General features: G+C 44.5%; 30 protein-coding genes and 2 pseudogenes. 12 read left to right on the top strand and 20 right to left on the bottom strand.

The genetic code is table 11. The features are described from left to right. Window positions 1-447 (top strand): annotated as a pseudogene (locus JL57_RS24690) (cell division protein FtsH); the annotation flags it as partial. Window positions 448-653: 206 nt separating this feature from the next. Here JL57_RS24690 and JL57_RS24685 read toward each other — a convergent pair. Next, on the bottom strand, window positions 654-914 hold the full coding sequence (locus JL57_RS24685; RefSeq protein WP_034144584.1) for an SHOCT domain-containing protein: 261 nt from the start codon (window positions 912-914) through the stop codon (window positions 654-656). A gap of 215 nt (window positions 915-1,129) precedes the next feature. Between JL57_RS24685 and JL57_RS35475 the strand changes: the two are divergent. From JL57_RS35475 to JL57_RS24675, 3 genes and pseudogenes are all read left to right on the top strand, one after another. Continuing rightward, window positions 1,130-1,237: pseudogene (locus JL57_RS35475) on the top strand (hydrolase); the annotation flags it as partial. 235 nt (window positions 1,238-1,472) lie between these two features. Beyond that, window positions 1,473-2,183, top strand: a complete 711-nt coding sequence (sigI, locus tag JL57_RS24680) for an RNA polymerase sigma-I factor (RefSeq protein WP_034144583.1) — start codon at window positions 1,473-1,475, stop codon at window positions 2,181-2,183. Between the two features lie 22 nt (window positions 2,184-2,205). Further along, window positions 2,206-3,240, top strand: coding sequence for an anti-sigma factor domain-containing protein (locus JL57_RS24675; protein WP_291300531.1), 1,035 nt, complete (start codon window positions 2,206-2,208; stop codon window positions 3,238-3,240). Window positions 3,241-3,258: 18 nt separating this feature from the next. Here the strand turns inward: JL57_RS24675 and JL57_RS24670 are convergent, their stop codons facing one another. Beyond that, window positions 3,259-3,936 (bottom strand): response regulator transcription factor, encoded by a 678-nt coding sequence (locus JL57_RS24670; protein ID WP_366557092.1) that lies wholly within the window; start codon window positions 3,934-3,936, stop codon window positions 3,259-3,261. A 622-nt stretch (window positions 3,937-4,558) separates the two neighbouring features. Between JL57_RS24670 and JL57_RS24665 the strand changes: the two genes are divergently transcribed. The 8 genes from JL57_RS24665 to hprK all read left to right on the top strand — a co-directional run bounded on the left by JL57_RS24665 (window position 4,559) and on the right by hprK (window position 13,632). Beyond that, on the top strand, window positions 4,559-5,965 hold the full coding sequence (locus JL57_RS24665) for a PTS mannitol transporter subunit IICB (RefSeq protein WP_034144582.1): 1,407 nt from the start codon (window positions 4,559-4,561) through the stop codon (window positions 5,963-5,965). Between the two features lie 11 nt (window positions 5,966-5,976). Further along, window positions 5,977-8,019, top strand: a complete 2,043-nt coding sequence (locus tag JL57_RS24660) for a transcription antiterminator (protein WP_034144581.1) — start codon at window positions 5,977-5,979, stop codon at window positions 8,017-8,019. Further along, window positions 8,019-8,459 (top strand): PTS sugar transporter subunit IIA, encoded by a 441-nt coding sequence (locus tag JL57_RS24655; protein ID WP_034144580.1) that lies wholly within the window; start codon window positions 8,019-8,021, stop codon window positions 8,457-8,459. Before JL57_RS24660 ends, JL57_RS24655 begins: the two co-directional genes overlap by 1 nt. A 1-nt stretch (window position 8,460) precedes the next feature. Next, window positions 8,461-9,393, top strand: coding sequence for a 1-phosphofructokinase (gene pfkB, locus JL57_RS24650; protein ID WP_034144579.1), 933 nt, complete (start codon window positions 8,461-8,463; stop codon window positions 9,391-9,393). A 107-nt stretch (window positions 9,394-9,500) separates the two neighbouring features. Then, window positions 9,501-10,760, top strand: coding sequence for a zinc-binding dehydrogenase (locus JL57_RS24645; RefSeq protein WP_034144578.1), 1,260 nt, complete (start codon window positions 9,501-9,503; stop codon window positions 10,758-10,760). A gap of 2 nt (window positions 10,761-10,762) precedes the next feature. Continuing rightward, window positions 10,763-11,032 (top strand): HPr family phosphocarrier protein, encoded by a 270-nt coding sequence (locus tag JL57_RS24640; RefSeq protein WP_034144577.1) that lies wholly within the window; start codon window positions 10,763-10,765, stop codon window positions 11,030-11,032. A gap of 9 nt (window positions 11,033-11,041) precedes the next feature. Next, window positions 11,042-12,742, top strand: a complete 1,701-nt coding sequence (gene ptsP, locus JL57_RS24635; RefSeq protein WP_034144576.1) for a phosphoenolpyruvate--protein phosphotransferase — start codon at window positions 11,042-11,044, stop codon at window positions 12,740-12,742. A 23-nt stretch (window positions 12,743-12,765) separates the two neighbouring features. Further along, entirely contained in the window at window positions 12,766-13,632 is an 867-nt protein-coding gene (hprK, locus tag JL57_RS24630) for an HPr(Ser) kinase/phosphatase (protein ID WP_291300530.1), read from the top strand. A 264-nt stretch (window positions 13,633-13,896) separates the two neighbouring features. On the opposite strand, the gene JL57_RS24625 is transcribed toward hprK, so the two are convergent. The 18 genes from JL57_RS24625 to hypB form a co-directional block, all read right to left on the bottom strand. Continuing rightward, the gene (locus JL57_RS24625; protein WP_034144574.1) at window positions 13,897-14,085 is read right to left on the bottom strand and encodes a twin-arginine translocase TatA/TatE family subunit; all 189 of its coding nucleotides are present in this window, start codon (window positions 14,083-14,085) and stop codon (window positions 13,897-13,899) included. Between the two features lie 19 nt (window positions 14,086-14,104). Then, the gene (locus JL57_RS35470) at window positions 14,105-14,452 is read right to left on the bottom strand and encodes a nickel-dependent hydrogenase large subunit (RefSeq protein WP_291300532.1); all 348 of its coding nucleotides are present in this window, start codon (window positions 14,450-14,452) and stop codon (window positions 14,105-14,107) included. 30 nt (window positions 14,453-14,482) lie between these two features. Further along, window positions 14,483-15,538 carry a nickel-dependent hydrogenase large subunit gene (locus JL57_RS24620; protein ID WP_291300529.1) on the bottom strand — a complete coding sequence of 352 codons (1,056 nt, stop codon included), beginning with the start codon at window positions 15,536-15,538 and terminating at the stop codon, window positions 14,483-14,485. A gap of 48 nt (window positions 15,539-15,586) precedes the next feature. After that, window positions 15,587-16,204: a hypothetical protein gene (locus JL57_RS36640; protein WP_366557091.1), complete on the bottom strand. Its 618-nt coding sequence runs from the start codon at window positions 16,202-16,204 to the stop codon at window positions 15,587-15,589. Beyond that, entirely contained in the window at window positions 16,180-16,599 is a 420-nt protein-coding gene (locus JL57_RS36635; RefSeq protein WP_366557090.1) for a twin-arginine translocation signal domain-containing protein, read from the bottom strand. The genes JL57_RS36640 and JL57_RS36635 overlap by 25 nt, the downstream gene beginning before the upstream one ends. 358 nt (window positions 16,600-16,957) lie before the next feature. Then, a complete protein-coding gene (locus JL57_RS24610) occupies window positions 16,958-17,215 on the bottom strand; it encodes an SHOCT domain-containing protein (RefSeq protein WP_034144573.1) in 258 nt (85 codons plus the stop codon). A 112-nt stretch (window positions 17,216-17,327) separates the two neighbouring features. Next, the gene (locus JL57_RS24605; RefSeq protein ID WP_045690929.1) at window positions 17,328-18,344 is read right to left on the bottom strand and encodes a HoxN/HupN/NixA family nickel/cobalt transporter; all 1,017 of its coding nucleotides are present in this window, start codon (window positions 18,342-18,344) and stop codon (window positions 17,328-17,330) included. A gap of 187 nt (window positions 18,345-18,531) precedes the next feature. After that, complete coding sequence (locus JL57_RS24600) at window positions 18,532-18,981, bottom strand: HyaD/HybD family hydrogenase maturation endopeptidase (protein WP_034144572.1); 450 nt, start codon at window positions 18,979-18,981, stop codon at window positions 18,532-18,534. 51 nt (window positions 18,982-19,032) lie between these two features. After that, complete coding sequence (gene tatC / locus JL57_RS24595) at window positions 19,033-19,773, bottom strand: twin-arginine translocase subunit TatC (protein ID WP_291300528.1); 741 nt, start codon at window positions 19,771-19,773, stop codon at window positions 19,033-19,035. A 40-nt stretch (window positions 19,774-19,813) separates the two neighbouring features. Further along, window positions 19,814-19,912 (bottom strand): DUF2933 domain-containing protein, encoded by a 99-nt coding sequence (locus JL57_RS36630; protein WP_366557089.1) that lies wholly within the window; start codon window positions 19,910-19,912, stop codon window positions 19,814-19,816. Between the two features lie 260 nt (window positions 19,913-20,172). Then, a complete protein-coding gene (gene tatC / locus JL57_RS24590) occupies window positions 20,173-20,904 on the bottom strand; it encodes a twin-arginine translocase subunit TatC (protein WP_034144571.1) in 732 nt (243 codons plus the stop codon). Between the two features lie 255 nt (window positions 20,905-21,159). Then, window positions 21,160-22,167: a hydrogenase expression/formation protein HypE gene (hypE, locus tag JL57_RS24585; RefSeq protein WP_034144570.1), complete on the bottom strand. Its 1,008-nt coding sequence runs from the start codon at window positions 22,165-22,167 to the stop codon at window positions 21,160-21,162. Between the two features lie 10 nt (window positions 22,168-22,177). Beyond that, complete coding sequence (locus JL57_RS35465; RefSeq protein WP_291300527.1) at window positions 22,178-22,393, bottom strand: hypothetical protein; 216 nt, start codon at window positions 22,391-22,393, stop codon at window positions 22,178-22,180. A 171-nt stretch (window positions 22,394-22,564) separates the two neighbouring features. Continuing rightward, complete coding sequence (hypD, locus tag JL57_RS24580; protein ID WP_034144569.1) at window positions 22,565-23,650, bottom strand: hydrogenase formation protein HypD; 1,086 nt, start codon at window positions 23,648-23,650, stop codon at window positions 22,565-22,567. Then, entirely contained in the window at window positions 23,637-23,861 is a 225-nt protein-coding gene (locus tag JL57_RS24575; protein WP_034144568.1) for a HypC/HybG/HupF family hydrogenase formation chaperone, read from the bottom strand. Before JL57_RS24575 ends, hypD begins: the two co-directional genes overlap by 14 nt. Then, window positions 23,861-25,390, bottom strand: a complete 1,530-nt coding sequence (gene hypF / locus JL57_RS24570; protein ID WP_366557088.1) for a carbamoyltransferase HypF — start codon at window positions 25,388-25,390, stop codon at window positions 23,861-23,863. Before hypF ends, JL57_RS24575 begins: the two co-directional genes overlap by 1 nt. Window positions 25,391-25,428: 38 nt before the next feature. Continuing rightward, window positions 25,429-26,154, bottom strand: a complete 726-nt coding sequence (locus tag JL57_RS36625) for an acylphosphatase (protein WP_366557087.1) — start codon at window positions 26,152-26,154, stop codon at window positions 25,429-25,431. Beyond that, window positions 26,144-26,827 (bottom strand): hydrogenase nickel incorporation protein HypB, encoded by a 684-nt coding sequence (gene hypB, locus JL57_RS24565; RefSeq protein WP_034144567.1) that lies wholly within the window; start codon window positions 26,825-26,827, stop codon window positions 26,144-26,146. Before hypB ends, JL57_RS36625 begins: the two co-directional genes overlap by 11 nt. Window positions 26,828-26,906: the final 79 nt, after the last annotated feature.

Genomic DNA, 26,906 nt, shown 5'->3' with positions numbered 1-26,906 from the left:
CTTGGCTACACCATGCAGGTGGAGGAAGGCGAGCGTGTGTTGATGAACAAGGAAGATGCATTCAACAAGATTGCCACCTTTGCCGGAGGTCGCGCCGCTGAGGAGTTGGTTTTTGGTACTTTTACATCAGGAGCGTCTAATGACATCGAACAGGCAACTAAGATTGCTCGTTCGATGGTCACCCGGTTGGGTATGAGCAAAAACTTTGATATGATGGCACTAGAGACTGTGAATAACCCATACCTTGGAGGTGATACTTCCCTTACCTGTTCTGCTGAAACAGCGGCAAAAATTGATGATGAAGTACTAACCATTATTAAGAGTGCTCATAAAAAGGCAATCAGTATTCTGAAAGAAAATACAGATAAGTTGCACGAGCTGGCGCGTTACTTGTTGAATAAGGAAACCATTACGGGAGAAGAATTCGTGGAGATTCTTTCACGTTAAATTTATCGACACAGCTGAATCCTATTGAGAAAAAATATCATCGGACACGAAAATATAAATTATATGTATGATGCAAAAAGGAATGCGAATTTTGACTACCACATAGTACAGTACTCACTAAAAAGTTTCGAATTTAAAATAAAAAGAGAACAGGTAGCATTGCAAGCTGCCTGTTCTCTTCTTGCATTGGGCATGCATTAGGATACTTACTTATTTTGCAGAATCTCACGACGGCGGTTAAATTCTTCTGTATCAATTTCTCCGCAAGCATACCGTTTACGTAAAATGTTCAAGGCATCTCCCCGGTCACCTGTCTCAATAGGGGTGTGTTTGCCTATACGCCGAAATAGGTAAACCCCAAGAACGAACAACCCTATCCAAAAGATCATTTGGACTACCATACCGATTAAGCCCATCCACCAATAACCTCCACCATAAGCACCATAGCCACCCCATCCATTCATCATCAGTCTGAATTCCCTCCTTACAATCTTAATTGACCTACATTAAGTGGTATTTTGTCTCCCAACAAGCTAGATAATTCAAAATCCGCTTCAAATTCAAAATCAATACAACACCATAGATTAATTATGCTTGTACTGCTCCATTGAACTGCCGTCCAGTATTCACAAGAAATTCATAGGTTTTTCATAGCAAGTTCATAAAGAAATGATACCCTGGGCTAGGAAACGGTCAGTTCATCAACTCTTCCAGTTCCAAAGGGGTTACCATTTATAATCTTGTTCCCTATTGGAAATATGTATACGTTGGCGCTGAACGAGCATTCTAATCGTTTTAAGCAAGATCGACTGGGTTTTTAAGCTCAGTGAGGTCTAAAGGCTCAGACCCTTAATAATGGTCTGAGCCATTCTTTTATCTAGTCAGACCCCCATGTCGTTAGGCGGCACCACTAATAATTATCGAGGGGTAGGTTGAGAAATTTTCTTGACAGGACTTTTTCCCCGGGTACCCCCTTAAATTTCTGATACATATACGAAAATAATCTAATAAGTGGAGGGGTTGAAGTGCCAGAATTAACGATTCAGCAAACTTTACTACTAGCCAAAGAAGGAAACGAACTTATTAGAGAAGAGTTCATACAAAATCACAAGCCTTTTATCATAAAAATCAGCTCCAACATCTGCAAACGCTATCTCACCTGGGGACATGATGACGAGCTAAGCATCGCTCTAGTCGCTTTTAATGAAGCAATAGACAGTTTTAAACCTAATGACGGAGCGTCTTTCTACGGTTTTGCCAAAACAGTTATTACCAGACGGTTGATAGACTACTTTCGCAAAGAGTCTAAACATCAAGTACTCTCTCTTACCCCATTGGAGGCTGACAAAAATGATCTATATGATTATGATTCAGCATCATCGTTTGAACTATATAAAGAAGAAGAACAAAAAAATGATTTTGCAGAGACAATAAAAAACTATACCATTTTACTAGTCGAGTACGGAATAACATTGGAAGACTTAGTCGAAGTTTCCCCGAAGCATAGTGACAGTAAGGCAACTCTATGGAGAGTTGCCCAAGAGCTTTGTGCACACCCTAATTTATTAAAACACCTAACTAAAACAAAGCTTTTACCGCTCAAAGAGTTAGAACTCCTTACAGGCGTGAAGCGAAAGGTTCTAGAAAGAGGTAGAAAATATTTGATTGCAACAGCTCTAATTCTATCGGATCCAGAACTCGAATCTTTGAAAAGTTTCACTCAGATAGACCAATAACTTAAAGAGAGGGGTTAGCTTAATGAAAAAGACGAGAGGCATTGTCATGAAGACATCAAAAAAAGCCACCATCCTTTACACTGAAAGCGGTGACTATTTGGAAATCAAAACGCCGAAGACCATTCCTGCCCTCGGACAGGTTATTGAAACCGAGCTACCTATGCATAACCCGCTAAGTCATAGACTCCTCAAATTTGGTTCTATCGCTGCAATCCTGCTACTCGCCTTGACTCTAAGTGTCTTCAACATAGTCTCAGGGCCTAATACTGCTGTGGCAGCTGTTGTGATGGATATGGACACAAGTTTGGAACTATTAGTTGACCGTGAAGCTAAAGTTCTTGATGTAATCGGTGTAACTCAAGGGTCCGGAAATACACCATCGAACCTTCAACTTCAAGGGATGGACATCTATGCTGCTGTAGACCTGATTATCGATAAAGCGAATAATCAAGGAGTATTTAATCAAGGTAACAGCCTAATCCTGACGAGCATTATCCCCATGGATAACCAATCGGTGGACGTTATCGATCAAGCGAAACTGCGAGACTCTATCGAACGCCATATGCTTGAGAAAAACATCTCTGCTAACATGATGGTTAGTAAGACAGATGAAAAAACTCAGAAAACAGCTCAAAGCCTTGGTATGAGTGTGAATCATTATCAGATTTACAAGCGGATTCTGGAACAAGGATTAATTGTAAATACTAATGGTTCTAATTCGAAAGATGCCCTTCATATGTTGGCCGAGGCAAATACCACCTTAGTTTCACTTTTCCCGAAAGAGAGCATGGCCATATCTTCTCAAAGCGAGATGCATGAGGAAATGACTAACTCAATGGGAAATCCGATGACTGGTGAGAGTACACCAGCAAAGAATTCCTCCGCGTCAGGATCAAGTCAAAGCTCACCCGACAAAGCTGAAGAGTCAACATCATCCGGATACTCTATGCCTGAAAGCCAACATATGAGCGGTGGCCCGTCAGAATCTATGTCAATACCCATGAAAGGTGACTCAGGCAGTTCAGATGGCTCTGGAGAACATCAAATGAAACGTTAAGGCCCTATTCAGTCTCAATTACTTCAAACTTATATCCCCTGCCCCACACTGTGCTAACAAATGAAGGTGCACCGGGAACTCGTAATTTATCCCTAAGCGATTAATGTTAGTATCTACTATTCTAACATCACCGTAATAATCGATACCCCATACACTTAACAATTGCTCTCTGCTATATATTCGCTTAGGAGACCTAGCTAAAATAGATAAGAGGTCAAATTCCTTGGGCGTTAAATAAATTGGTTCGTCCAAAACAAAGACATCCCGATTAATCAAATCTATTCTCATTCCAGTGAACGTCAAAATATGCTGATCAGGCGCAGATCCGCTTGAAGCTCTACGCGAGGCGGCTTTGATCCTGGCAACCAGTTCCCTGGGGCTGAAGGGTTTACCCATATAATCATCAGCCCCTGTTTCTAAGCCGTGGATTCTGTCAACTTCTTCATTCTTTGCCGTTAACATGATGATAGGAACTGTAGATGACTTCCTAATCTCCTCACAAACTTTAACACCGTCAATTCTTGGCATCATTACATCGAGGATAATGATATCCCAAGGTTCAGAGCGGAACTTTTTCAGTGCTTCTTCGCCATCTACCGCTTCACCGACTATAAAACCTTCTTTTCTTAGATATATACCAATTGCTTGGCGGATTTTTTCCTCATCATCGGCAACTAGGATTCGTAGATGGTTCATGTTGACATTCCTCCATGCATCTTCTTTTCCGTTAGAGAAGATAATCGTAAATAACGTTCCTTCAACTGTTTACTCCAGACACTGATGTGCCCTGTGCCCCCATGGGTTTCAATAATTTTCTTGACAATTGGCTAATCCCAGTCACTTATAATATTCTTTTCGACTTATTATCTACCCTCTGGGACAATTCTAATCAGTATACGTCTGCGAACTAGAGTATTATAAAGTTTTGAATAATACCCCTCCTTCACCTCAACCACCGCCACCACTGAATCCACCGCCTCCTCTGCCCCAGAGTAACATTCCCAAAATCAAATCGAAGAAGAAAACGTTAAACAAGCGCTGGTCGACATAAAACAACAGGATGATCAGGATAAGAAAAATTCACTGCTCGGTTGAGGGACGGAAAGGTTTGCTGCCTTTAGGGGGAATGCTATGGTAAGTATTAATAAAACTAACACCGCAAGAAGGGGTATCCTCTTCATGGGGCTTTACCGAATATTGGCAGAAAATTAATTGTTAAAATTGTCAGTAAAATGTGGTGTCAAGATTGGTTTTGTTTAAATTGTAAAATCACTTTGCCGAGCTTAAGATGAACATATCAAACAAAGGAGGTATGGATATGTCGGCAAATGTAAATTCTCTAGTTACCGGCGGCAGTAAAACAAAAGCTAAGATCCAGAAATTTGGCGGTTTCCTTGCCGGGATGGTCATCCCAAATATTGGCGCCTTCATTGCATGGGGCTTGATCACTGCTTTTGTTATTCCCACGGGATGGACACCCAACGACTATTTGGCTAAATTGGTCGGACCGATGATTTCTTATTTACTTCCCCTCTTGATTGGTTATACGGGTGGAAAACTGGTCTACAATCATCGGGGGGGAGTCGTAGGCGCCATTGCCACTGCGGGTATTATTGTGGGAGCTTCGATTCCTATGTTTCTCGGCGCTATGATCATGGGGCCTTTAGGTGGCTGGGTTATCAAAAAACATGACCAGCTAATCGAAGGTAAAGTTCCCACTGGCTTCGAAATGTTAATCGATACTTTCTCTGCGGGAATATTAGGAGCCTTGCTCTCGATCCTCGCCTATACCGTTATCGAACCAGTGGTCCAAGGTTTTTCGACTGTGTTGGGTAATCTAGCGGTAGCTGTCACCGAGGCAAAATTACTTCCACTCATAGCTATTTTTATTGAACCCGGTAAGATATTATTTTTAAATAACGCCATTAATCACGGTATTCTCGCGCCTTTAGGAATCCAACAGGCTGCAGAAGCCGGTAAGTCGATTTTCTTCCTACTGGAAACAAATCCTGGACCTGGCTTGGGAATTTTGCTTGCTTATTGGTTGTATGGTAAAGGGTTAATAAAACAATCAGCTCCTGGTGCTATCATCATCCAGTTCTTTGGCGGAATTCACGAAATCTATTTTCCCTATGTTCTAATGAAACCGTTCTTATTGCTTGCTGTGATTGGTGGAGGGATTGCTGCCAATTTAACCTTCGTATTAACAAATGCCGGTTTAGTAGCCACTCCTTCGCCTGGTAGTATTTTTGCTGAAATGGCGCTGACCCCTAGAGGCGGCTTCTTGCCTGTTATGCTTGGAATAGCCGTTGGTGCAGTAGTTTCCTTCCTGATCGCCTCTGTCATTTTGAAGCGGGATAAAACAGAAGTGAGTGGTGAGGACCTTGCAGTAGCTCAACAAACTATTGCAAATATGAAAGCAGTGAGCAAGGGCCAAAAGTCCACTCGCATGCCGAAATTGATTATTTTCGCCTGTGAAGCGGGTATGGGTTCATCGGCAATGGGAGAGTCTATTCTTAAGAAAAAAATCAAAGAAGCGGGTTTGAACATTGAAGTGCGACATGCGGCAGTGAACCAGATTCCTGCGGAGGTCGATGTCGTCTTTACCCAGGAAGGGTTGGCGGATCGCGCTGCCCAGGTTGTGCCTAAGGCGGAAATTGTCACCATCAAGAACTTCTTAGATAAATCAGCTTATGAAGATTACGTCAATAGTTTAATCAAATAGGTTGTGAGAATGTGGAACAACTAACTGTTCGGCAAAAGTTCATCATGAATAATCTCATGGAGAAAGGTCCTCTAACAATTAGGGGCCTTTCTCAACAAATTGATGTCAGTGAGAGGACGATATTACGGGAGACATCTGCTCTGAACGATTGGCTTAAGCAACACAAGGTGCGTATCTCGGAACGCGGTGGGACGCTCCATATCGACGGAGCAGAGCGAGAATTGACCAAAGTGAGGGAGACCCTCAAAGAAATTCCTCATCTCTGGATGCTTAACCAAGAGCAACGTCAAGTTCTGATCACTGCTCAACTCCTTCTGGCGGATGAACCGATCAAATCCGCTTACTTTAGCCATCAATTTAATGTCGTTGAGGGAACCATTGGTTTCTATCTGGACAAAATTCAAAGTTGGTTGCAAGAAAAAAACCTGACCTTAGTTCGTAAAAGAGGGTACGGTCTAGAAATCAAGGGTTCGGATTGGCATAAGCGCAACGCTTTTGTCGATCTCATCTATAACTACAAACCCCTTAGTGAATTGTTGACATTTCTTTATGAAGATAGCAAAGATTATCTGTTATTAGCTTTTTTTAAAGTTACTTTTGGGGAAAAGTTAACCTCCTTGACCAAAGAGCTGATAGAAGAAATTTATGAAAACGTGCCTCTGACAAATGATATCAAGTTTTTTAGTGCATATATTCACTTACTGCTAGTTATTAAACGCACCGAGAGTCAGACCCCCATCGAACTGCCGACACAGCTGGTCCAGGATATCCTATCCTCAGAAGAATTTGGCTTTATGACTCAGGTTCAGGAAATTCTCCACGCCTACGGCATTGATCTGCCAGAGAACGAACGAGCCTATCTGGCGATGCACTTACATGGTGAAAGGAACCTGTTTCAGGATGAAAATGACGCTAAGGGACTGGGTTTCGAACTTGAAGGTCTGATCAGGGAAGTGATCTATCTCACCGGGAAAAAACTCAATGAGAAAATCATTTGTGATGAGAATTTGCTGAGGGGTCTGATCCAGCACATTAATCCGGCATTGTACCGCCTGACAATGGGGCTGGAAGTAAGAAATCCGATCATCAATGAGATCCGGCACTACTATAAGCGACTCTATAATGCGGTCTCTTATGCGTGTCGGCATGTTTTTTCAAAATATAACTTAACGATACCCATCAATGAAGTTGGGTATATAACAATGCATATCGGTGCTGCCCTCGAACGTCAGCAAAAAAATGAGAAAAAAATCAGTATGCTCATCATTTGCCCCAATGGTATGAGTACGGCCAAAATGCTGTATCACAAAATTAGGAATGAGTTTGCCAATCTTGAAACCATCGAGATATGTTCCTTACGGGATATGCATGATAAGATCAAAAACGACTATACCATGGTAGTTTCAACTGTCAACATCGAGCATAAAATCGCGCCAGAGCTAGTGGTGATATCTCCTTTTCTGCCGAAAGAAGATATCGAGAAAATCAAGACGATAATTAATAAGATGGTGAAAGAGGGTGTCCTGCAAAAGGATGTATCTTTACCGATGAGCGAACCCGACGAAACTGAAAGAGATTTTGAGGTGGCCAATACCATGCTCAAGAATTTTCAGCTTAAAGATTTGATGGCCGAGACATACCATGATACAATTCGGGAAATTGTCGTGGAAATACACGCATCTCACTTGATTGCAGACAAAGAACGCATTCATCATTTGATTGCAAAACGAGAAGAAAAAGGGAATGTTATTATCCCTGGACGTCATGTAGCTCTCCTCCACTTTCGTGCGGAAGAAATTTCGGCACCGTTTGTAGGTGCCTATCGGCTCAAAAACTTTATCAAAACCAAAGGAATTGGGTACTCTTCTGAAGAAGTCGATACCTTCCTCGTTATGCTTGCTCGCAAAGATGAAAGCAATTACATTCTTGAACTGCTCGGAAAAATCAGTGTTGCGATGGTAGAAAATGATCTCTTTGCCGAGGTTTTGCGTTTCGGAGATTTGAAAGATATACGTAGTGAACTAGTCGAGATACTAAATAAGGAGGAAGAGTAGTGGATCTTGCAATATTTAATGAAAACAATATAGAACTTAACCTGGCTCGTGAATCGAAAAGTGCTGCCATTTTAAGAGCGGGCGAACTTCTCAGAATGAATGGGTATATCCGAAGTGAATACTTGGAAGGGATGGAAAAACGCGAGCAGAGTTTGACGACTTATGTCGGTAATGGTGTAGCCATTCCGCATGGCTTGCCGGAATATATTCCCTATATCCTGAAGTCTGGGCTCGTTATGCTCCAATATCCAGAGGGCGTTGATTTCGGTGAGGGGAATACAGCCTATGTTTTGATTGGAATCGCGGGCAAAGACGATGAACATCTTGAGCTTCTTTCGACCATTGCACTGGTTTGTCAGGATGAAGAGAATGTAACTCGGCTTAAACTAGCCTCAAGCAAGCAAGAAGTTATGCAGATTCTGGCTGGCGGTGATGCATAAGATGATCAAAACTGTCACCTTGAATGCCGCTATCGACAAAACCGTTGAAGTTCAAGATTTTCGCTTGGGGGCTGTTAGCCGAATCTCAAAACTTCAGTTGGATGCCGGAGGGAAAGGAATTAATGTCTCCAAGGTCATCCAGGCGTTGAACGGGAAAAGTATTGCAGTGGGTGTCCTGGCAGGGCGTAATGGAGAATTTATTCAAGCCGAAATCGAGCGCAGGGGGATAGCTCATGATTTTCTCTATGTTGAAGGGGAGACTCGCACTAACTTAAAAGTTGTGGATCCTGTGAACTCATCCTTTACAGATATCAACGAACCTGGAACCATGATTTCTGAGGATGATCTTAAACAACTTGAAGAAAAGATTTTTAAAGATCTTGGTTCCGAGACGAGCTTAGTTCTCTCGGGCAGTGTCCCCAGCTCTGTCCCCTCCTCCTTATACCGACAATGGTTGGAACGAGCTAAAGCACTTGGTGGAAAAACGTTTTTGGACGCGGAAGGCGAGTTGCTCCGCGAAGGACTTAAAGCAAAACCTTTTCTTGTTAAGCCTAATCTTTATGAGCTAGAACACCTTGTTGGGCACAAACTCTCTCGCCTTGAGGATGTGGCGGCGGCTGCCCGTAACTTGCTGAGACAAGGGGTGGAAGTGTTGGTGGTTTCACTGGGCTCCGAGGGTGCACTATTTGCCTATCAGGAGCAGGTCATTCATGCCGAAGGTCTGCCGATAGAGGTTAAAAGTACAGTGGGAGCGGGAGATGCTATGGTGGCTGCCCTGACCCTTGTCCCGGCAGGTGAGGATTATTTGGCTCGAGCTGTTCGCTGGTCAATAGCAACCAGCGCGGCACAAGTTACTACCCCAGGAACTCAACCGCCGGAGCTGAGTAAAGTGCTTTCCTATCTGGACCAAGTGCGCTATCACCTTCTTGCTTAAAACACCACCGCGATAAATGATAAGAGCTTATTATCAGGATAAGAAACAAACCTGGCTAGTATAGCCTGAAGCTTTGCTATTTTAAATGACATCTGGAGGGTAAACTAATGAAAACTAAAGCTGTGCGCTTATATAATGAAAAAGACCTTCGTCTAGAAGAGTTTGAACTGCCGGAGATTACGGATGAAGAAATCTTGGTTGAAGTCATCTCGGACAGTGTCTGCATGTCGACCTATAAAGCAGCGATTTTGGGCAAAAGACACAAAAGAGTACCTCAAGATGTGGATGTTCATCCGATCATTGTTGGACATGAGTTTGCCGGCAATATTGTGAAAGTTGGAGAAAAATTGAAGGGGCAGTTTAAGGAAGGAAATAAGTTTGCCCTGCAACCTGCTTTAAATTACAAGGGCAGCATGTGGTCTCCCGGCTATTCTTACCGCTATTTTGGTGGGGACGCCACCCATAATGTGATTCCCCGCGAGGTTATGGAGATCGGCTGCTTCCTTAACTATCAAGGAGAAACCTATTATGAAGCTTCTTTAGCGGAACCGATGTCTTGTATAATCGGTGCTTTCCACGCCAGCTATCACACGAGTATGGGAAGTTATGAACATCGCATGGGGATCGTAGAAGGCGGCAAAATGGCGCTGTTGGGAGCTGCCGGACCAATGGGTTTAGGGGCCATTGATTATGCTCTGCATGCTGAGCGACGCCCCTCCCTGTTAGTGGTCTCGGATATCGATGAAGAGAAAATTGCCCGGGCTCGCACAATTTTCACGGCAGAAGAAGCCAAGGAATGCGGGGTGGAGTTGGTATTTGTCAATACGCAAGGGGTGGACGATGTTCCAGCTCACTTGCGTGCCTTGACAGGCGATGCTGGTTTTGATGATGTCTTTGTCTTTACACCGGTTAAACCATTGGTTGAACAAGGGGACAAGATTTTGGGGCGTGACGGCTGTCTCAACTTTTTCGCCGGCCCGACAGATCCCCAATTCGGCGCGGAACTGAACTTGTATAACGTTCATTATGGATCGACCCATATCATGGGAACAACTGGTGGAAATACGGCGGATCTGCTTGAATCTCTGAAGATGACGGAAGAGAAGAAAATCAATCCTGCTGTGATGGTTACGCACATTGGCGGCTTGGATGCTGTGGCGGAGACTGTCTTAAACTTACCCAATATTCCCGGGGGGAAAAAACTGATTTACACGCATATTACTATGAAATTAACAGCCATTGAAGATTTTGCGGTGCTGGGCGTCACTGAGCCACACTTTGCACGTCTGGCGGAGATCGTTAGCAAGAATAAGGGGTTATGGTGTGCGGAAGCAGAACGTTATCTTCTCGAGAGATGGGAGGACTAGTCATGCTTACTCGTGAATTGACCATTAACAACAAATCGGGACTTCATGCTCGCCCGGCAACTTTGTGGGTTCAAACAGCAAGCCGTTTTCGCAGTAAAATCAAAATTAAACGCGGGGGCTCCGTCGTCGAGGGCAAAAGTATTTTAGGGATTCTTTCTCTGGGACTGTCGGCGGGTAGCGTTTTTGAGCTCTTGGTTGAGGGCGAGGATGAAACGGAAGCCGTTGCTACTTTAGAACAATTAATGATTGATCTTGAAAACCAAGACAGGTAGGTAGATTCTATGAATGAGAAGATTTGGCGTGGACTTGGAGTTTCGGCGGGACGAGCAGCAGGCCCAATTTGGTACTTGAAAGAATTTCAAGCGGACGCAGCGCGCGAAACTCCCACAGATAGATCTGTGGAAGAGGAACTGGCACGTTTACAACAAGCTATTACTCGTACGGAACGGAATTTAACCAGCCTGGAAGAGCAAGTCAAAGCTGAACAAGGTGAGGAAGTAGCACAAATTTTTGCCGCGCACAAACTCTTACTCAGTGACCCCTCGTTTATTGGTGAAGCCCAACAGCGCTTACAGAAGGGGCAGTTAAGCGCTGAACAGGCTCTCCGAGAAGTGGCGGAGGAAGCGATGCAAATGTTGCGTAGCCTAGAAGACCCGTACTTTCAAGAGCGTGCCGTGGATGTACAGGATGTTTTGGTACAATTACTGCGGAACCTTCAGGATACTCAAGAAAAGGTTTCTGACTTATTTCCGAAAACAGGGAATTATGTTGTTCTGGCCGATGAGTTAACTCCTGCCCAAACCATTGCCTTGCCAAAGGAGCGAGTGCTTGGCTTCATTGTACGCCAAGGAGGAAAAACCTCTCATACGGCAATTTTGGCACGTACCTACGGGATTCCAGCTCTCGTGGGTGTCGCTGAAGGCTGGGAAGATCTAAGGGTTCAAAAATGGATTGAGCTGGACGGAGAGGAAGGTTGGGTTCGCCTTTCAGCCGAAGGTCACATAACCTCTGCTGACAACGGGTTATGGGAAGAGGATATTTCTTCGCAAAGTGGCTCTCTTCAAGGAATGATTTTAGCTGCCAATATAGGTAGCCCGGGTGATTTGCCACTTGTGCAGAAGTTTAAGGCCCAGGGTATCGGGTTATATCGAACTGAGTTCTTATTTATGGGAGAGAATCTTCCTAGTGAAGAAGAACAAGTTGAAGCTTATCGCCAGGTGATTGCATCCTGTGCGCCCCAACTGACCGTAATCAGGACATTAGATATCGGGGGAGATAAAAAAGCCCCCGCCCTGCAACTTCCGCAGGAGAAAAATCCCTTTCTTGGAGTACGGGCGCTTCGACTCACTTTGCGGCGTCCCGAACTTTTCCGTCAACAGCTGCGGGCCATATGGCGAGCAGCAGCTTCCGGCCCCACGGCTATTATGTTTCCTATGATAGCGACACTGGAGGAACTCGCTCAGGCCAAGGAAAACCTATGGGCCGCTCGAGACGAAGTTTTGCAGGACGGTCATCCGGTTGGAGAACTTCAGATCGGGATGATGATTGAAATTCCCTCAGCCGCCTGGCTAGCAGATAAGTTTGCTGCTAAAGTTGACTTCTTCTCGATTGGCACGAATGATTTAACCCAATATATGCTGGCAGTAGATCGGGAAAACACGGAACTAGCGGAACTCTACCAGCCTTATCATCCGGCTGTTTTGGGTATGATTGCCCGCGTCAGTCAAGCTGCGCTCCGGAGCGGGATCTGGACGGGCGTCTGTGGAGAGGCAGGAGGAGAAGCACTTTTAGCCCCCTTTTTTAGCGCAGTCGGCATCAAAGAACTGAGCATGGCACCGGGTTCTTTAGCTAAAGTCCGTACTACGTTGGCGAAACTGGAATTATCGCTTGCAGAAAGAGAAAAATTAGTGGAATCCGTTCTAGCCTGTGCTAGTACTGCTGAAGTTCAAGAAGTGCTCCAGTCATTTTACCCTCTGTCCTAGTGAACGGAGGGAGGAGGGTTAGAGTGTTAACAATTAGCCAGTTAGTGGAGGAATTTGCTTTTAGAGTCATCGCCGGGCAAGTGGGCTTGAATAAGGAAATCACAGATTACAGCCTCAAGCGCCCTAGCGCTGAATTAGTAGGCTACCTGACCTACCTTACCCCGCAGAGAATCCAGATTTATGGCCGTTCTGAGCTTGGTCTTTTCCAACAACTTTCGCCAGATCTTCGTTATGAGAATCTGGCGAAGGTTATGCTCCAAGAAGTCCCCTGTATTATCGTAACCCGGGGGTTGCCGATTCCTCCTGAATTTATCCAACTGGCACAAGAGCGGGGTATCCCTCTGCTGACCAGCGAACGTTCCACCACTCAGCTCTATTATTTGCTCATTCATTTTCTAGCCAATCGGCTGGCACCCTCCACGTTGGTTCACGGTGTTCTGGTCGATGTCTACGGGGTGGGCGTGCTGATCACTGGGGAAAGCGGCATTGGAAAGAGTGAAACAGCCTTAGAACTGATTCGGAGCGGACATTTATTGGTAGCTGACGATGCCGTTGAGGTACAGCGGGTAGACGAGGAAAATTTGCGTGGCAGAGCACCTCAAACCATCCGCCATCTCCTTGAAGTGAGAGGTCTCGGTATCTTGGATGTCACGAAGTTGTTTGGCGCAGGTGCTGTTCGTGAAGAAAAAGAACTCCATCTGCTCGTGGAATTAGAGGAATGGGAAGAAGGTAAGCATTACGACCGCTTGGGCCTTGATCCTCCTCAAACCTCAACTATTCTTGGTATCCCCGTCCCCAAAGTGACGGTTCCAGTACGACCAGGACGTCAGCTCGCTTCCATCATCGAGGTCGCTGTCATGCAAAACCGTTTGCGTAGCAGGCGAGCGTGAGAGAGTTCGCTAGCTAGGCTCGCAATCTCACGCTTACTCACTCTTCTTCCCCTTATTTTGTTATTAAGATATCTACGTTGAGTAGAGACTTCCCCATGGGAAGTCGTAGAGGCTCAATTAATGATAACTGGGCGCTCTATCGGGAAGGTAACTAATGTTAATGCTATTCAATCTTACGATTGGGATTTTTCAGGTGGCATTTGCAACACCTATTTCTTCAAAATTCAAGGTGTTACGGTTCGAAGCAAATACTATGGTTCGAGTTTATCCAGTGACATTGACATTCTCCTTGTTATCTTCTTTTATATCACTGACTACACTGTCCTTAGCCGTTTTGAATTCCCGCAGAGCTTTCCCCACCGAACGACCCACGTCAGGCAACTTACCTGGTCCAAAAATGATCAGAGCCATCACCAAGATAATCACTAATTCCGGAAAACCAAGACTGGGCATGATCTATACCTCCTTATTTTCATCTACCGAACCCCGTAACACCGGGATGGGTGGCAATAAACTCCTTATCAATTCCTTTCTCCGGACTAATCACATGTACGGCACAACCAGTGCACGGATCAAAGGAGTGGATAATCCGCAACAATTCGATCGGTCGCGCCGGATCCGCTACTTGGGTGCCGATCAAAGCCTGTTCTAAGGCCCCGGGGACTCCCTTATCATCCCTGGGGGATGCATTCCAGCAGGTAGGGGTAATTACCTGGTAGGAACTTATTTTTTGGTTACTAATGTTTAGCCAATGACCCAGTCCTCCCCGAGGAGCATCCGTTAACCCAATGCCGGTACCGGAATTAGGTGGGGTAGTAATTTTTTTATAAGCACTAGGTCCAGGAACAAGCTAATTCATCCATCCCGTAAGGGCTTCCGCAATCTTTTGGGTTTCCAGAGCCCGAGCTTTAATGCGGTCCATAACAGACACCTTGCCATTGTAATAACCGTTTATATTCATCCGGGCTAAGGGACCAAGTTCATACACCTGTTCTTCATAACGGGGCGCCTTTAACCAGGTGTAAGCTCCGCTTTTACCGTAAGCAGGAGTTGTTTGGCCCTTCGCCGGGTTTAAGCCACTGGGGCTGGAATAGTACGAATACTGAACATATTCACTAATTTTCTCGGGATCCACACTTTCACTTACACCTTGGGCGAGTCGTCCACTCTTAAACAGCATACCGTCTGCCTGATCAAAAACACCATAACTGAGGAAATTGCCCGGGCCTTGACCTATAGTAAAGTAATCGCTGTATGCGCTCGTTAAGATCTCTACATCCGGCAAATATTTATTGTTTATAAAGTCTTTGACGGTTGCCAGGTAGCTCTTCATTTGAGTTATTAGCCCGGCCTCGAGGGGCATCGTTACGCCACCGGGAGCTATACTCATTACGTGAGGTACCCTACCGGCTAGGATAGCTACCATTTCCTGTGCCTGACGACGGACTTTTAGGCCTTCCAAGTAATTATTGATTAGGCGTTGAGTGTTCGAACTATTGATCCGCATGTCCACATCATACCCGGGTGACCAAGGATTCAGTTGGGGACCAATAATATAATCCATTAAACTCAAATGATAAAAATGCAGGATATGGTCTTGTAAATAGTTTCCTGCCTGAATGACAGTACGCTGCAAAGTGGCTTGTGAACTTGGTGTAAAACCCATGGCTTGTTCATTGGCTTTAACCGAAGCAATGGCATGGGAGACAGGGCAAACCCCGCAAATCCGTTGCGTAATGTGGATCGCATCCCAAGGATGTCGATCCTTCAAGATGTTTTCCATATCCCTAAACAAGTTACCTGTCATATAGGCCGTAGTGACTTTATTGCTGCTGTCCAGCTCTACCTTTACTTTTAAGTGACCTTCTACCCTGGTTACCGGGTCTATAGTAATAGTATTTGGCATAATTCTGATTCCTTTCTTAAGTTAAGTTACTAATCAGCTAGTTTTATACTAATACGACTTTGATTTAGACTTGATTGAATTCACGATGCTGGAACTCTGGTTAGAACTCGTGCCACCGGAGTCCATTCCACCAGAGCCCATTCCTCCAGAACCCATGTCGCCTGAGCCCATGCCACCGTAATAAAAAGGCCCTTCTGGAAAACTCGGGGAAGCGCAACTTATGCACTGCATGTCAGCCTTATCAATGCACCAGTTCACACCGTTATTCCATTTAAGGAGGGGACAGCTGAAAGTAGTTTCAGGTCCTTTACAACCAATCCCTCTATAGCAGCCAAAAGCACCGTATTGATCCACCATTTCTGTATGACGGCGAGGACAATTATTGTGGACTGTAGTTGGGTAATATTGAGTTGGCCTACCATAACTATCTAATTTAGGAAGGCCTTTGGTTAACAAAGTTACTACCGTTCCAACCATGGTTTCCGGATGAGCCGGGCAAGCCGGCAAATTTATGATTGGGTTCCGTGTTCTCCCATTCAAAACTTCTTTTACTGTCTTAATACCTGTGTAAGTAGACGGTTTGACTACTCCGCCAAAAGAAGCACACGTGCCTATAGCCAAAATATATTTCGCTTTTGGTCCTAATTCATTAACCGCATCGAGCATAGTCCAATTTTTTCCTTTTTGTCTGCGATGACACAGTAATTACCATTTGTGCTTGTCGGAATACCACCTTCGATACAGAGAATAAATTCCCCATTATAATTAGTGGATGTGTCAATAATTGAAGTAACCGCCAGATCACCGACTGCGGTGGCCAGATTAGGATGATACTTAACGCTGATTTGGTTCAACAGCACATCATCGATTGTGGTCGGCTGGGTGGCGTTAAGTAGAGAAATAGAACAACCCGTACACATTGAACCTTGTAGCCATATAACCGGTGGGCTGGTGCTTGCAGCCAAAACCTCCTCTACTTTGATTAAATCTAAAGAAGTAAGTCCTAAGGCCACAGCAGATCCGGCAGCCCACTTCATAAAATCTCGTCGACTAATTTGCATACAATAACCTCCATTTTATAAGCAGTTTATTAGATTAATATGTTTTTTATCGAATCTGTAAAGTTTAGGGTCACCTCCTATCCATATTCAAATAATAGACTATTAGTTTGAATATCCTTTGAACAAAAGTTAACGTTTTTGTAATATTTGAGTGATTGTTACGATTAACCATTATGTATGCCGTAAGATGGAAAGAAAGTTATACGAAAAAGCAGGTAAAATCTGCTTTTTTATACAATTTTCAATAAATTATAGGTGGCTGAGTTGCTCTGTTGCGCATAAAAAAATCAGACAGCATTTAATGCTGCCTGTTCTCTTTGGCGGACCGTAAAATCAAGCCGCCCAATCAAATCGATACTTACTTATTTTGCAGTATATCACGACGGCGGTTAAATTCTTCTGTATCAATTTCACCGCGAGCATACCGTTCACGTAAAATGTCCATAGCATTTCCTTCACCCGTCTCAATTGGGGCGTGTTTGCCGATTCGCCGAAATAGATAAACCCCAAGGACGAACAAGCCTACCCAAAAGATCATTTGGATTGCCATACCGATTAAGCCCATCCACCAATAACCCCCACCGTAAGTACCATAGCCGCCCCATCCATGCATCATTGTTTGTATTCCTCCTTAAATTTATAAAGATAATTGAATCATGAATTAGGCCTACACATTATAGCTTATTTTTTACAAAGTTAAATAAGAAAATGCAACCTATCATAATTAATTAGGCATTTTCTAGATGTAAAACCTTCCAGAATAAGTATGAGATCCCCCAGCTAAAGATGAACAGAACAACCAGTACATAACCCATATTGCCAAAGTTCAAATTCATAACCCACTGCCATTGGCCGTGGTTTAACCCTAGTTTAGCGATAAGAATTTGCCCCAATTCAACAATTCCAATTAACAAGGCAGCAACAACGGACAGTCCTGTGACTGTAAGGTTGTAATAGATTTTGCGCAAAGGGGTGGAAAAGGCCCAGTTATAGGATGTGGTCATAAATACTCCATCAGCGGTGTCCATTAAACTCATACCCGCCGCAAACAGCATTGGCAGAGCCAAAACTGCACCCACTGGGATCGATTGAGTAGCCGCGTTAGCTGAGATAGCAAGCAAGGCCACCTCTGATGCCGTGTCAAAGCCCAATCCAAATAGAAAACCAAGCGGGTACACATGCCAGCTCTTAGTGATAAGGCGGTAAAGTGGTCCACAGAAACGGGATATTAGCCCTCTGTTTAAAAGAAGTTGGTCTAAGTTATCTTCATTATAGTTACCTTCACGCATTTGTCTAAACAGCCGATGAAGATCGGCCCAAATATACAGGTTTAAAATTCCGATGAGAATCAAAAAGCCTCCTGAGACAGCAGTACCAATCAGACTACCTACTTCTTTCAGCTCTGGTATGTTTTGTTGTGCCCAATTCATCGATACCACTGTAACTATGGTCATAACCAAGACGACTGACGAATGGCCCAGCGAGAAATAGAAGCCTATTCCTGTAGGGTCTGATTTTTCCTGTACCATTTTACGTACTGTATTATCTATGGCCGCAATATGATCTGCATCAAACGCATGCCTTAACCCAAGGGTATAAGCTAAGAAGCCAAGTCCCAACAATTGTGGATAATTGCCAGCGTTAAAAAACAGTAAACTCAGTCCTAGTATGTGTATTCCTAATACGGCACTGCCGTAGCGGAGCCACTTGGCTTTGCTTATTCTGTCATATTTACGATCAGTCATGATATTAACCCTCTTTCCCGATAGTTTAAATACTTCTGTTATTTCTTAGTGAATAAAAAGGCCATGAAGGAATCACCAGGCTTTGGCCTGTTTTCTCAACCTTCATGGTCTTAGCTTCTTGGTATATAGTTTATCCCGCGACCTGTTATTATGCTGGGAACGGTGTTCAGGAAAGCAATCTTGCACTTCAGGCTACTGCCTCTTTTTCAACTAAGTCTATCAGCCGAGGTAGCATCGTTACCACTTCTGGTGACAGTCCTAGTGATTCCTTAATCTCCTTTGGTTCAATGCCGATGATGATAACCTCGGGATTTTTCTCCATCAATCCAGCGAGTCTAACCAAATCAAGGATTTGTGTATCATGCAGGGAGATCTCTGAACCGGTATAATTACCTAACTGTTCGGGCTTAAGGCGATATACTGTACCTGGGGGATGCCCCCCGGACAGACTGTCCACCACAATAACCCTCTCATTAGTCAGAAACAACTCCAGCATATCCAAGGTGGAGGTACCCCCATCGACTAAATCTACATGAGGTAAGGATCCTTTCACCTGCAGTTCCTGAACCACCCGCACACCTATCCCGTCATCTCTTAAGAGAATATTTCCTATGCCAAGGACTGCCGTCTTTTTCATCTGCCAACCTCCATCTTGATCTATACACTACTTGATTTTATATATTTAAAATCATACCTCTTGTACAAATGACTGTTTTTTTCTTGCGGAAACTCTTTTATAGCTAGAAATCAGCAAAATGCTCAATTCGTATAAACCAAGTACCGGAAGACTGGCTGCAACTAAAGTGAAGACATCCGGTGTCGGAGTAAGTAGAGCGGTAACTATGACAACCGCAAGGAATGCCACTTTCCGTTTTTCTTTCAGTGTTTTGGAACTAATGATTCCCACTAAAGCCAGAACGCCCATGATTAACGGTAATTCAAAGACTGCCCCCATCGCTATAATCAGCATGATTACAAAGGAAAAGTAGAGGCTAGCTGATAAGGTCGCCACCATATACTGTTGACCTGTGTTTAATAAAAACTTTAGTGTCATGGGAATGATGACCATATAACCAAACAAGACACCCGCTGCAAAGAGAATTGTGGCGACAGGGATTACCCAATAAACGATTCTCCTTTGAGCATCGGTGAGTAAAGGAGCTGCAAGACGGATGGACTGCCAAAGGATTAAAGGGAAGCACACGATGAAGGCACTGAAAAACACCACCTTTATTTTGGCCATGAACCCTTCCACAGGGCTGAGAAAAACCAGTTCCCGTTGGCCCAGAGGTTCGGTTAATAACTCCACTAAAACATCAGCCTTAAGATAGAATACCAAAGTGACCACCATCAGCGCCAAAATAGACAAGGCTAAGACTTTGCGCGCTCGCTCCAACCGATCAATGATTTTGACGTAATTAATAATCATGCTTTCTCACCCCGCTTTTGCTACCATAATTCTACTGTTTTCAATTCTCCCCATCTGCTACATCTTGATGTTTGTGATTATGAGACATAAATTTCATCATTACTAAATGCCCTAATGGACAAGCCAATATTAACAACACCGATAATCCATTTTATACACCTGAACTTTGCAGGTTTGACGATGACAGTACTCCTAGCAGAATAATCGGCACCAAACAGCATAATAACATTAGGATACCATGTGATAAATGTCCACCTTTATTTTTCATTTTACGCCCTCTCTTTCATAGCCTCACGTTTCTTGCGAATATCTCTGATAGGATAATCTTTTTTTATACTTCCTATTTCCTTGGTCAGCGTTTATCCATTATGCTCATGATTACCTGTGAATTCTTTTGTCTCATGCATAGTTAACATTTTCTTTCTTCATCTTAATTTTTTCCATAAAGTAAATAACCCAAATGCTCGATTCGTAGAGAAGAAGTACTGGGGCACAAATGGCCACTAGAGTTAAAACGTCTGGGGTAGGTACGATCAGTCCTATGAGGAGAAGGACTCCAATGTAGCCATATATTCTCGTATTTCTAAGCTTTCTGGATTTTACTAAGCCCAGCCGGCTGAGGGCTATCATTACGATGGGAATTTCAAAAAACACACCCATAGCAAGTGATAATAATAATAGGAAAGAAAAATATTTAACACCAAGAAGCATAGGGTTAAGGTAGCCCTCCCCAACCCCCATAAAAAATCGTAGTACCAAAGGGAAAATCACTTGATTACCGAAGCCTGCTCCCAAAGCAAAAAGGATCAAACCCGGCGGAATGGCAAAGAAAATTGTCTTCCGTTCTTGTCGAGTACAGCCTGGCATAATAAACGCTATGGCCTGGTAAATAAGCACCGGCAGGCTAACCATAATCCCCCCTACGACTGCTATTTGAATAGTTGTAAAAAAGCCATCAGCAGGACCGGTAAAGTACAGTTGCTTTCCACTTAATGGAGCCGTAAGCCACATGATAACTTTATTCATATTTAGATAAATCACGGTGGTGCCGGCGAGCAGCGCCACAAATGAAATAATGAGTCGGTATCTAAGCTCCCCCAAATGATCTGTCACTGTCATTTGCTTATCCATATGCCCCTCCTTTTCGAGGAAATTTTTATAATATATTTACCAAATCTCATACCTCAGGATTTTCTCGATACTTGAATTATAAATGACCAATTTGAAGAACCCTTGAATAAAATTTAACGTTTTTGTAACATTATCATTGATAACTTTTAAGTCCGTTTCCTTTTCTACTTACTTGGATTAGTTTCAAAGACAAATAACCTTATATCCTTGTTTTATCAGGATATAAGGTTACTAGGTTATTAGGTTATTAGGTTTCTAACAGATACGCGGCAGTTGATCAACTACAAGGACATCAACAATCCTCTTTCCACCAATGCCTGTCTTAAGGTACACTTTACCGACAGGGCCATCCACCACTTCACCGATTACCGCAGCATCCTGCCCCAGCGGGTGTTTTCGAATGACATTCAGAGCTGCCTCAACCTGCGGTTGCGGCACCACGGTCAGAAACTTACCTTCGTTTGCCAGATATAGAGGGTCTAATCCTAAGATATCACAGGCTGACTTCACACTTCCCTGAACGGGCAGGGAATCCTCATCTAAAGCAATACCCACACCGCTCTGCACGGCAATTTCATTGAGAGTCGTCGCTACTCCACCCCGTGTAGGGTCCCTTAGCACCCTAATACCTGGCACGTCCAACAATAACTCTTGGATTAACCCGTTGAGCGGAGCACAGTCACTGCGGAGAAGATTATTGAAATTAAGTTCCGACCGCCTGGCCATAATGGTCATGCCATGGTCGCCTATCGTACCATTAATGATGATCTTATTCCCTGGTCTAGCGTAACTTCCTGACACATCAGCCCCAGGAAGTATGACCCCTATACCTGCCGTATTGATAAAAAGCTGGTCAGCACAACCTTTAGGCACGACCTTCGTATCACCGGTAACAATTAGCACACCGGCTACTTTAGCCGTATCTGCCATAGACTGAACAATTTGCCTAAGGCTTGCCATCGGAAACCCTTCTTCGATAATAAAGCCTGCACTTAAATACAAGGGTCGGGCACCGCTCACAGCTAGATCATTGACTGTTCCACAAACGGCCAGTTTCCCGATGTCTCCGCCAGGGAAACTCAGGGGAGAGATTACATAACTATCTGTGGTAAACGCAAGTCTCTCCCCGGGTGTCGAAAATCCGGCTGCATCGTTCATCTCATCAAGTAAGTCATTACGAAAATAGTGATGGAAAAGCTCTTTCACAAGTCTCTGGGTGTATTTGCCGCCGTTACCATGACCGAGCAATACTTTTTCTTCCATACGTTCCTCCTTAAATAGCTAGGACACCAGAACAAGAACACTCATCTGTGTACTTATCCAAGCGCCAAGTAACTTCTACACGAGTCTCTGGGAGTCTTCCCTGGCCCACAGGGTCCGCGATCACACGGCGCGACGCCTTTGCGTAAGTCGTAGCCAAACTCGGCTTTAATCCGCTTTCATAAAGCAGGGCGGGAAACAGGGACGTTTCCCGCCGACCATGCGACAAGGTCCCCTCCCGCCATCCTTGGCTCCGGTGACACTAGACCATCCATGGTCGTCGGATGTCGCTTTGGTCGGAACACTCACCCGTGTTCCGCCCTGCCCGCTTGCATAACGGATTGAAGCCCAAGTTTGGCACGACGAGCGCACGGCTGAGCAAGTGTCTCGCGACCTACCTTTACTGATGGTACTTATAATAAGCACCACAGGTGCCCTCTGAGGAAACCATGCACGGCCCTACAGGTTTTTCTGGATTGCATACGGTTTTAAATAAAGAGCAATCGGGAGGGGTTTTTTTTCCTTTGAGAATCTCGCCGCATAGGCAACCTGCTGGACCGGCGTTTTGGCTTTCCTCTAGGCCAAAAACTAAGCGCGCGTCGTAGTTCGAGTATTCCGGCTTGAGTACTAGGCCGGACCCTGGTATCGTTCCTATACCCCGCCAGGTGACGTCTGCTAACGTAAATACCTTTTCAACCAAAGCCTGGGCCCGGATGTTTCCTTCTTCAGTTACCAATCCCCCGTACACATTAACTAACGAAGGTTGTTTATTCGCCGCCAAGGTACTAAGTTTTATTAAAGCTGCTAACATCTCGACGGGTTCGAAACCTGCTACGACAGCCGGAATTCGGTATTCCTCCCGGAGGAAGCTAAATAGGCCAAATCCTGTAACAGTAGAAACATGGCCTGGTAAAAGAAACCCATCCAAGGATATTTCCGGGTCATTCAACAGGGCTCTTAAGGCATTCGGCACTACTTTATGCGCAGTCAGAAATGTTAAATTCGCGAGACCTTGCGCGGCTGCCCGCTCGATCGTAGCCGCTACAGTAGGAACCGTCGTTTCGAAACCAACTGCTAGAAATATTATCTTTTTGGCAGGGTTTAATCTGGCTATCTCAAGCACATCGAGGGGCGAATACACAATTCTGATATCTGCTCCATTCGCTTGGGACTCAAGTAACGATCCTTTACTCCCCGGCACCCGCATCATATCTCCAAAGGTCGTAATGATTACATCATCGTAGCCGGCTATTTCCTGAGCCAAGTCGACATAACCCGGCGGAGTTACACAAACAGGGCAGCCCGGTCCGGAGATGAGTTTTATTTCAGGCGGTAACAGAGACCGGATACCACTGCGAAATAAGGCATGGGTATGGGTTCCACATACTTCCATCAGCGCTACAGGCCTCGTCAATTTAAGCTGACGGAACGTTTCCCCAAGTTGTGCTCCTACTTCCCCAGCCTGTTGTTTGTTAATTATGCTCATTTGTTGCCAACTCCTTAATAAGCTCCCAAGTTAACGAGGCCTCATGTGCATCAATGACTTGAACAGCGAAACCGGCATGTACCAACACGTAGTCCCCTACTCTTACCGGAGAAACCAAATCTAATCCCACTTTAATTTGCGTATCGCCAATTTTCACGGTTCCAATAGCTTCTTTAATTTCAATGATCTCTCCCGGTACTCCTAGACACATTAAAACGACACTCCTTTCCTTATCTGCCCGGCGATGACTGCTTGTCCTAGAGAAATCCCCCCATCATTAGCCGGTACCTTACTGTGCGTATAAACTTGGAATCCGTCCTTTTCTAAACATTTCACAGATTTATCTAAGAGCAGTAAGTTTTGAAAAACCCCACCGCTTAAGACGACATTGTCGATTCCTGTATCCTCCCGGATAAGCTTACAGGTTGCTAAGATTACATCAGCTAGAGTTTGATGAAAACGCGCAGCCATAACCTCTATAGCTTCGTTAGCCAAAATTTCACGGATGAGTTCTTCAAACATGGGCTTAAATTGGATAGTCCAAGGTCTTGTGGCTCTATTGAGTATGAACCTGTACCCTTCACAATGAAGTTCAGGTAACGCCAGTTGCTCCAATTCAATTGCCGCCTGGCCCTCATAGCTGATTTCCTGGCGCACTCCCACTAGGGCAGCTACCGCATCAAAAAGTCTGCCGGCACTAGACGTCAAGAGGTTAGTCCTGCCATTTAAAATTAAATCTTTAACAATACCCAGCTTGTACGAATCAAGATCCTGAAAAGGCGGCAGTGGCATTTGCGTGATGTTTTGGTCAAACATAGTTAACAGATAACTAAGAGCCATGCGCCAGGGTTGTTTTATAGCAGCACTTCCTCCTGGTAATGGTACACACTCAAAGTTCGCCCAACGAACAAAACCATGATAGTTTCCGGTGAAAAACTCCCCTCCCCAAATTGTGCCGTCCGTGCCATAGCCACTGCCATCAAAAGCAACCCCGATGACATCACTCACCACCCCGTTTTCGGCCATACAAGAAGCGATGTGGGCATGGTGATGTTGGATAGGAAACTTGACCAATCCCTTGATTTCCTCAGCGTATTTAGTGCTCAGATAGTCAGGGTGTAAATCATAAGCCACAGCTTGAGGGATAAGGTTAAATATTGTTTGCAGGTGATCAACGGCTTGTTCGAAAGCAAGCATATTACTCAGATTCTCTAAATCTCCGATATGCTGGCTTAGAAATGCTGAATTTCCTTTAGTTAAACATACTGTATTCTTCAACTCAGCCCCTAGAGCCAAGATATTATCGATCTCAAATGGCAGTTTCACAGGCAGAGGGGCGTACCCCCGGGAACGCCTAAGCATCCTTTGGCGCCCTCTGAAAAAACGGACGACCGAATCATCCGTGCGGATACGAATCTCCCTGTTATGGGTTAAAAAGTAATCAGCGATGGAACCGAGATTTTCGAGTGCTTCATTGTCTCTGTATTCAATGACTTCCCCGCTGCTATTCCCGCTAGTCATGACTAAAACTTCCGGACCGTTTTGGAACAATAAATGGTGCAACGGCGCATAGGGTAACATCACTCCCAAGTAACGGTTCTTAGGCGCTACATCAAAGGCTACCGCCGAATCATCCTTTTTTCTCAACAAAACAATGGGGCAACGTTCGCTTATTAGAGCGATTTCTTCCTCGTTGGTTACATCGCAGTACTTCTTAACAACTTCAATATCAGGCATCATTACAGCAAACGGTTTTGCTTCCCGATTTTTTAGGTTTCTCAGCCTTGCACGGAAGTCTGGCTTAAAGCATCACAGACCAGGTGGTAACCCCCCAACCCTTTGACAGCTAAAATATGCCCTTGCTTAAGCAATTCCACTGCTTTCTCTGGCGCATCCTGTGCTGCGACCTGCTTGCCTTGGCGGTCCAACAAGACAACTTGCGGGCCGCACACTGGGCAGGCATTCGGCTGGGCGTGAAAACGGCGATTTTCTGGATCATCATATTCTTTGCGGCAGTCAGGGCACATAAGAAAGTTGGCCATGGTAGTGTACGGACGATCATAAGGTATATCTTGAATGATAGTAAAACGAGGGCCACAGTTCGTACAATTGATCAACGGATAGCGGTAACGCCGGTTCTCCGGATCATTTAGTTCAGCCAAACACTCTGGGCATATAGCCACATCCGGAGAAACAAGCGTAAATTTTAGTTCTCCCGTCGCACTGTCCTTAATCACAAAATCCTTATAATTGACCGGTGGTAACTTCGTTAACGTGATTTCTTCGATAACGGCTAAAGGTGGGGCCTCAGAACTGATTCGTTCAGCAAAGCTTTCCAGCAATCCTTCGTTTCCTTCTGCTTCGATTTCCAAACCCTGAGCAGAGTTATTGACCCACCCTGTTAGCTCTAATGTTCTTGCTAAGTTATACACAAAGGGACGAAAGCCCACTCCTTGGACTACCCCTTTGACCAGCATATGAATTCTAGTTCTATCATGCATCATTGACATTTTCTTTCTTTTTGATCTGTTCTAAGAGATATTGAGCTAATTCCGGAACACCCTGGCCGGTACGACAAGAGAGAGTAAATGCTTCGAGGCCGGGATTAATAGTCTTGATGTCCCCCAGGGCTTGTTCGATGGAAAAGTTAGTCTGCTCAATAAGATCTATTTTATTAATAACTACTACTTTGGCCCTCTGGAACATGGCCGGGTACTTAATAGGTTTATCATCCCCTTCAGTTACACTCAGAGCTACCATTCTAATTTCTTCACCCAGATCATAGCTTGCCGGGCATACTAAGTTGCCAACGTTCTCAATGATCAGCAGTTCAAGTCCCTCCAAAGGAAAGTTATCGAGGAGTTGTTTAATCATGGTACTATCCAAGTGACAACCACCACAGGTGTTAATCTGGATTACCGGTATTCCCTGCTTTTCAATGCGTTCTGCATCCTTAGAGGTATAGAGATCCCCTTCAATGACTGCCATTTTAACGTTATCTTTGAGTTCTTTAATGAGGCTTTCTAAAATGGATGTTTTCCCTGCTCCAGGTGATCCCATAAAGTTAATAACATAAACTTTTTTACTCTTAAATTCCCTCCTTAATTCTGCAGATAGCAGGTCATTAGCTTTCAGGATATTTGATACTACTTGAACTTCTTTGCTTAATTCACTCAATTCTATTCCTCCCTTTCTCCGGTCACTGTATTTACATATAATTCATTACCGGTCAGCATCTCGTACTCCGGTCCTTCTT

Source organism: Desulfosporosinus sp. BICA1-9, assembly GCF_000802135.1.
This window is presented reverse-complemented; position numbering and strand designations above follow the sequence as displayed.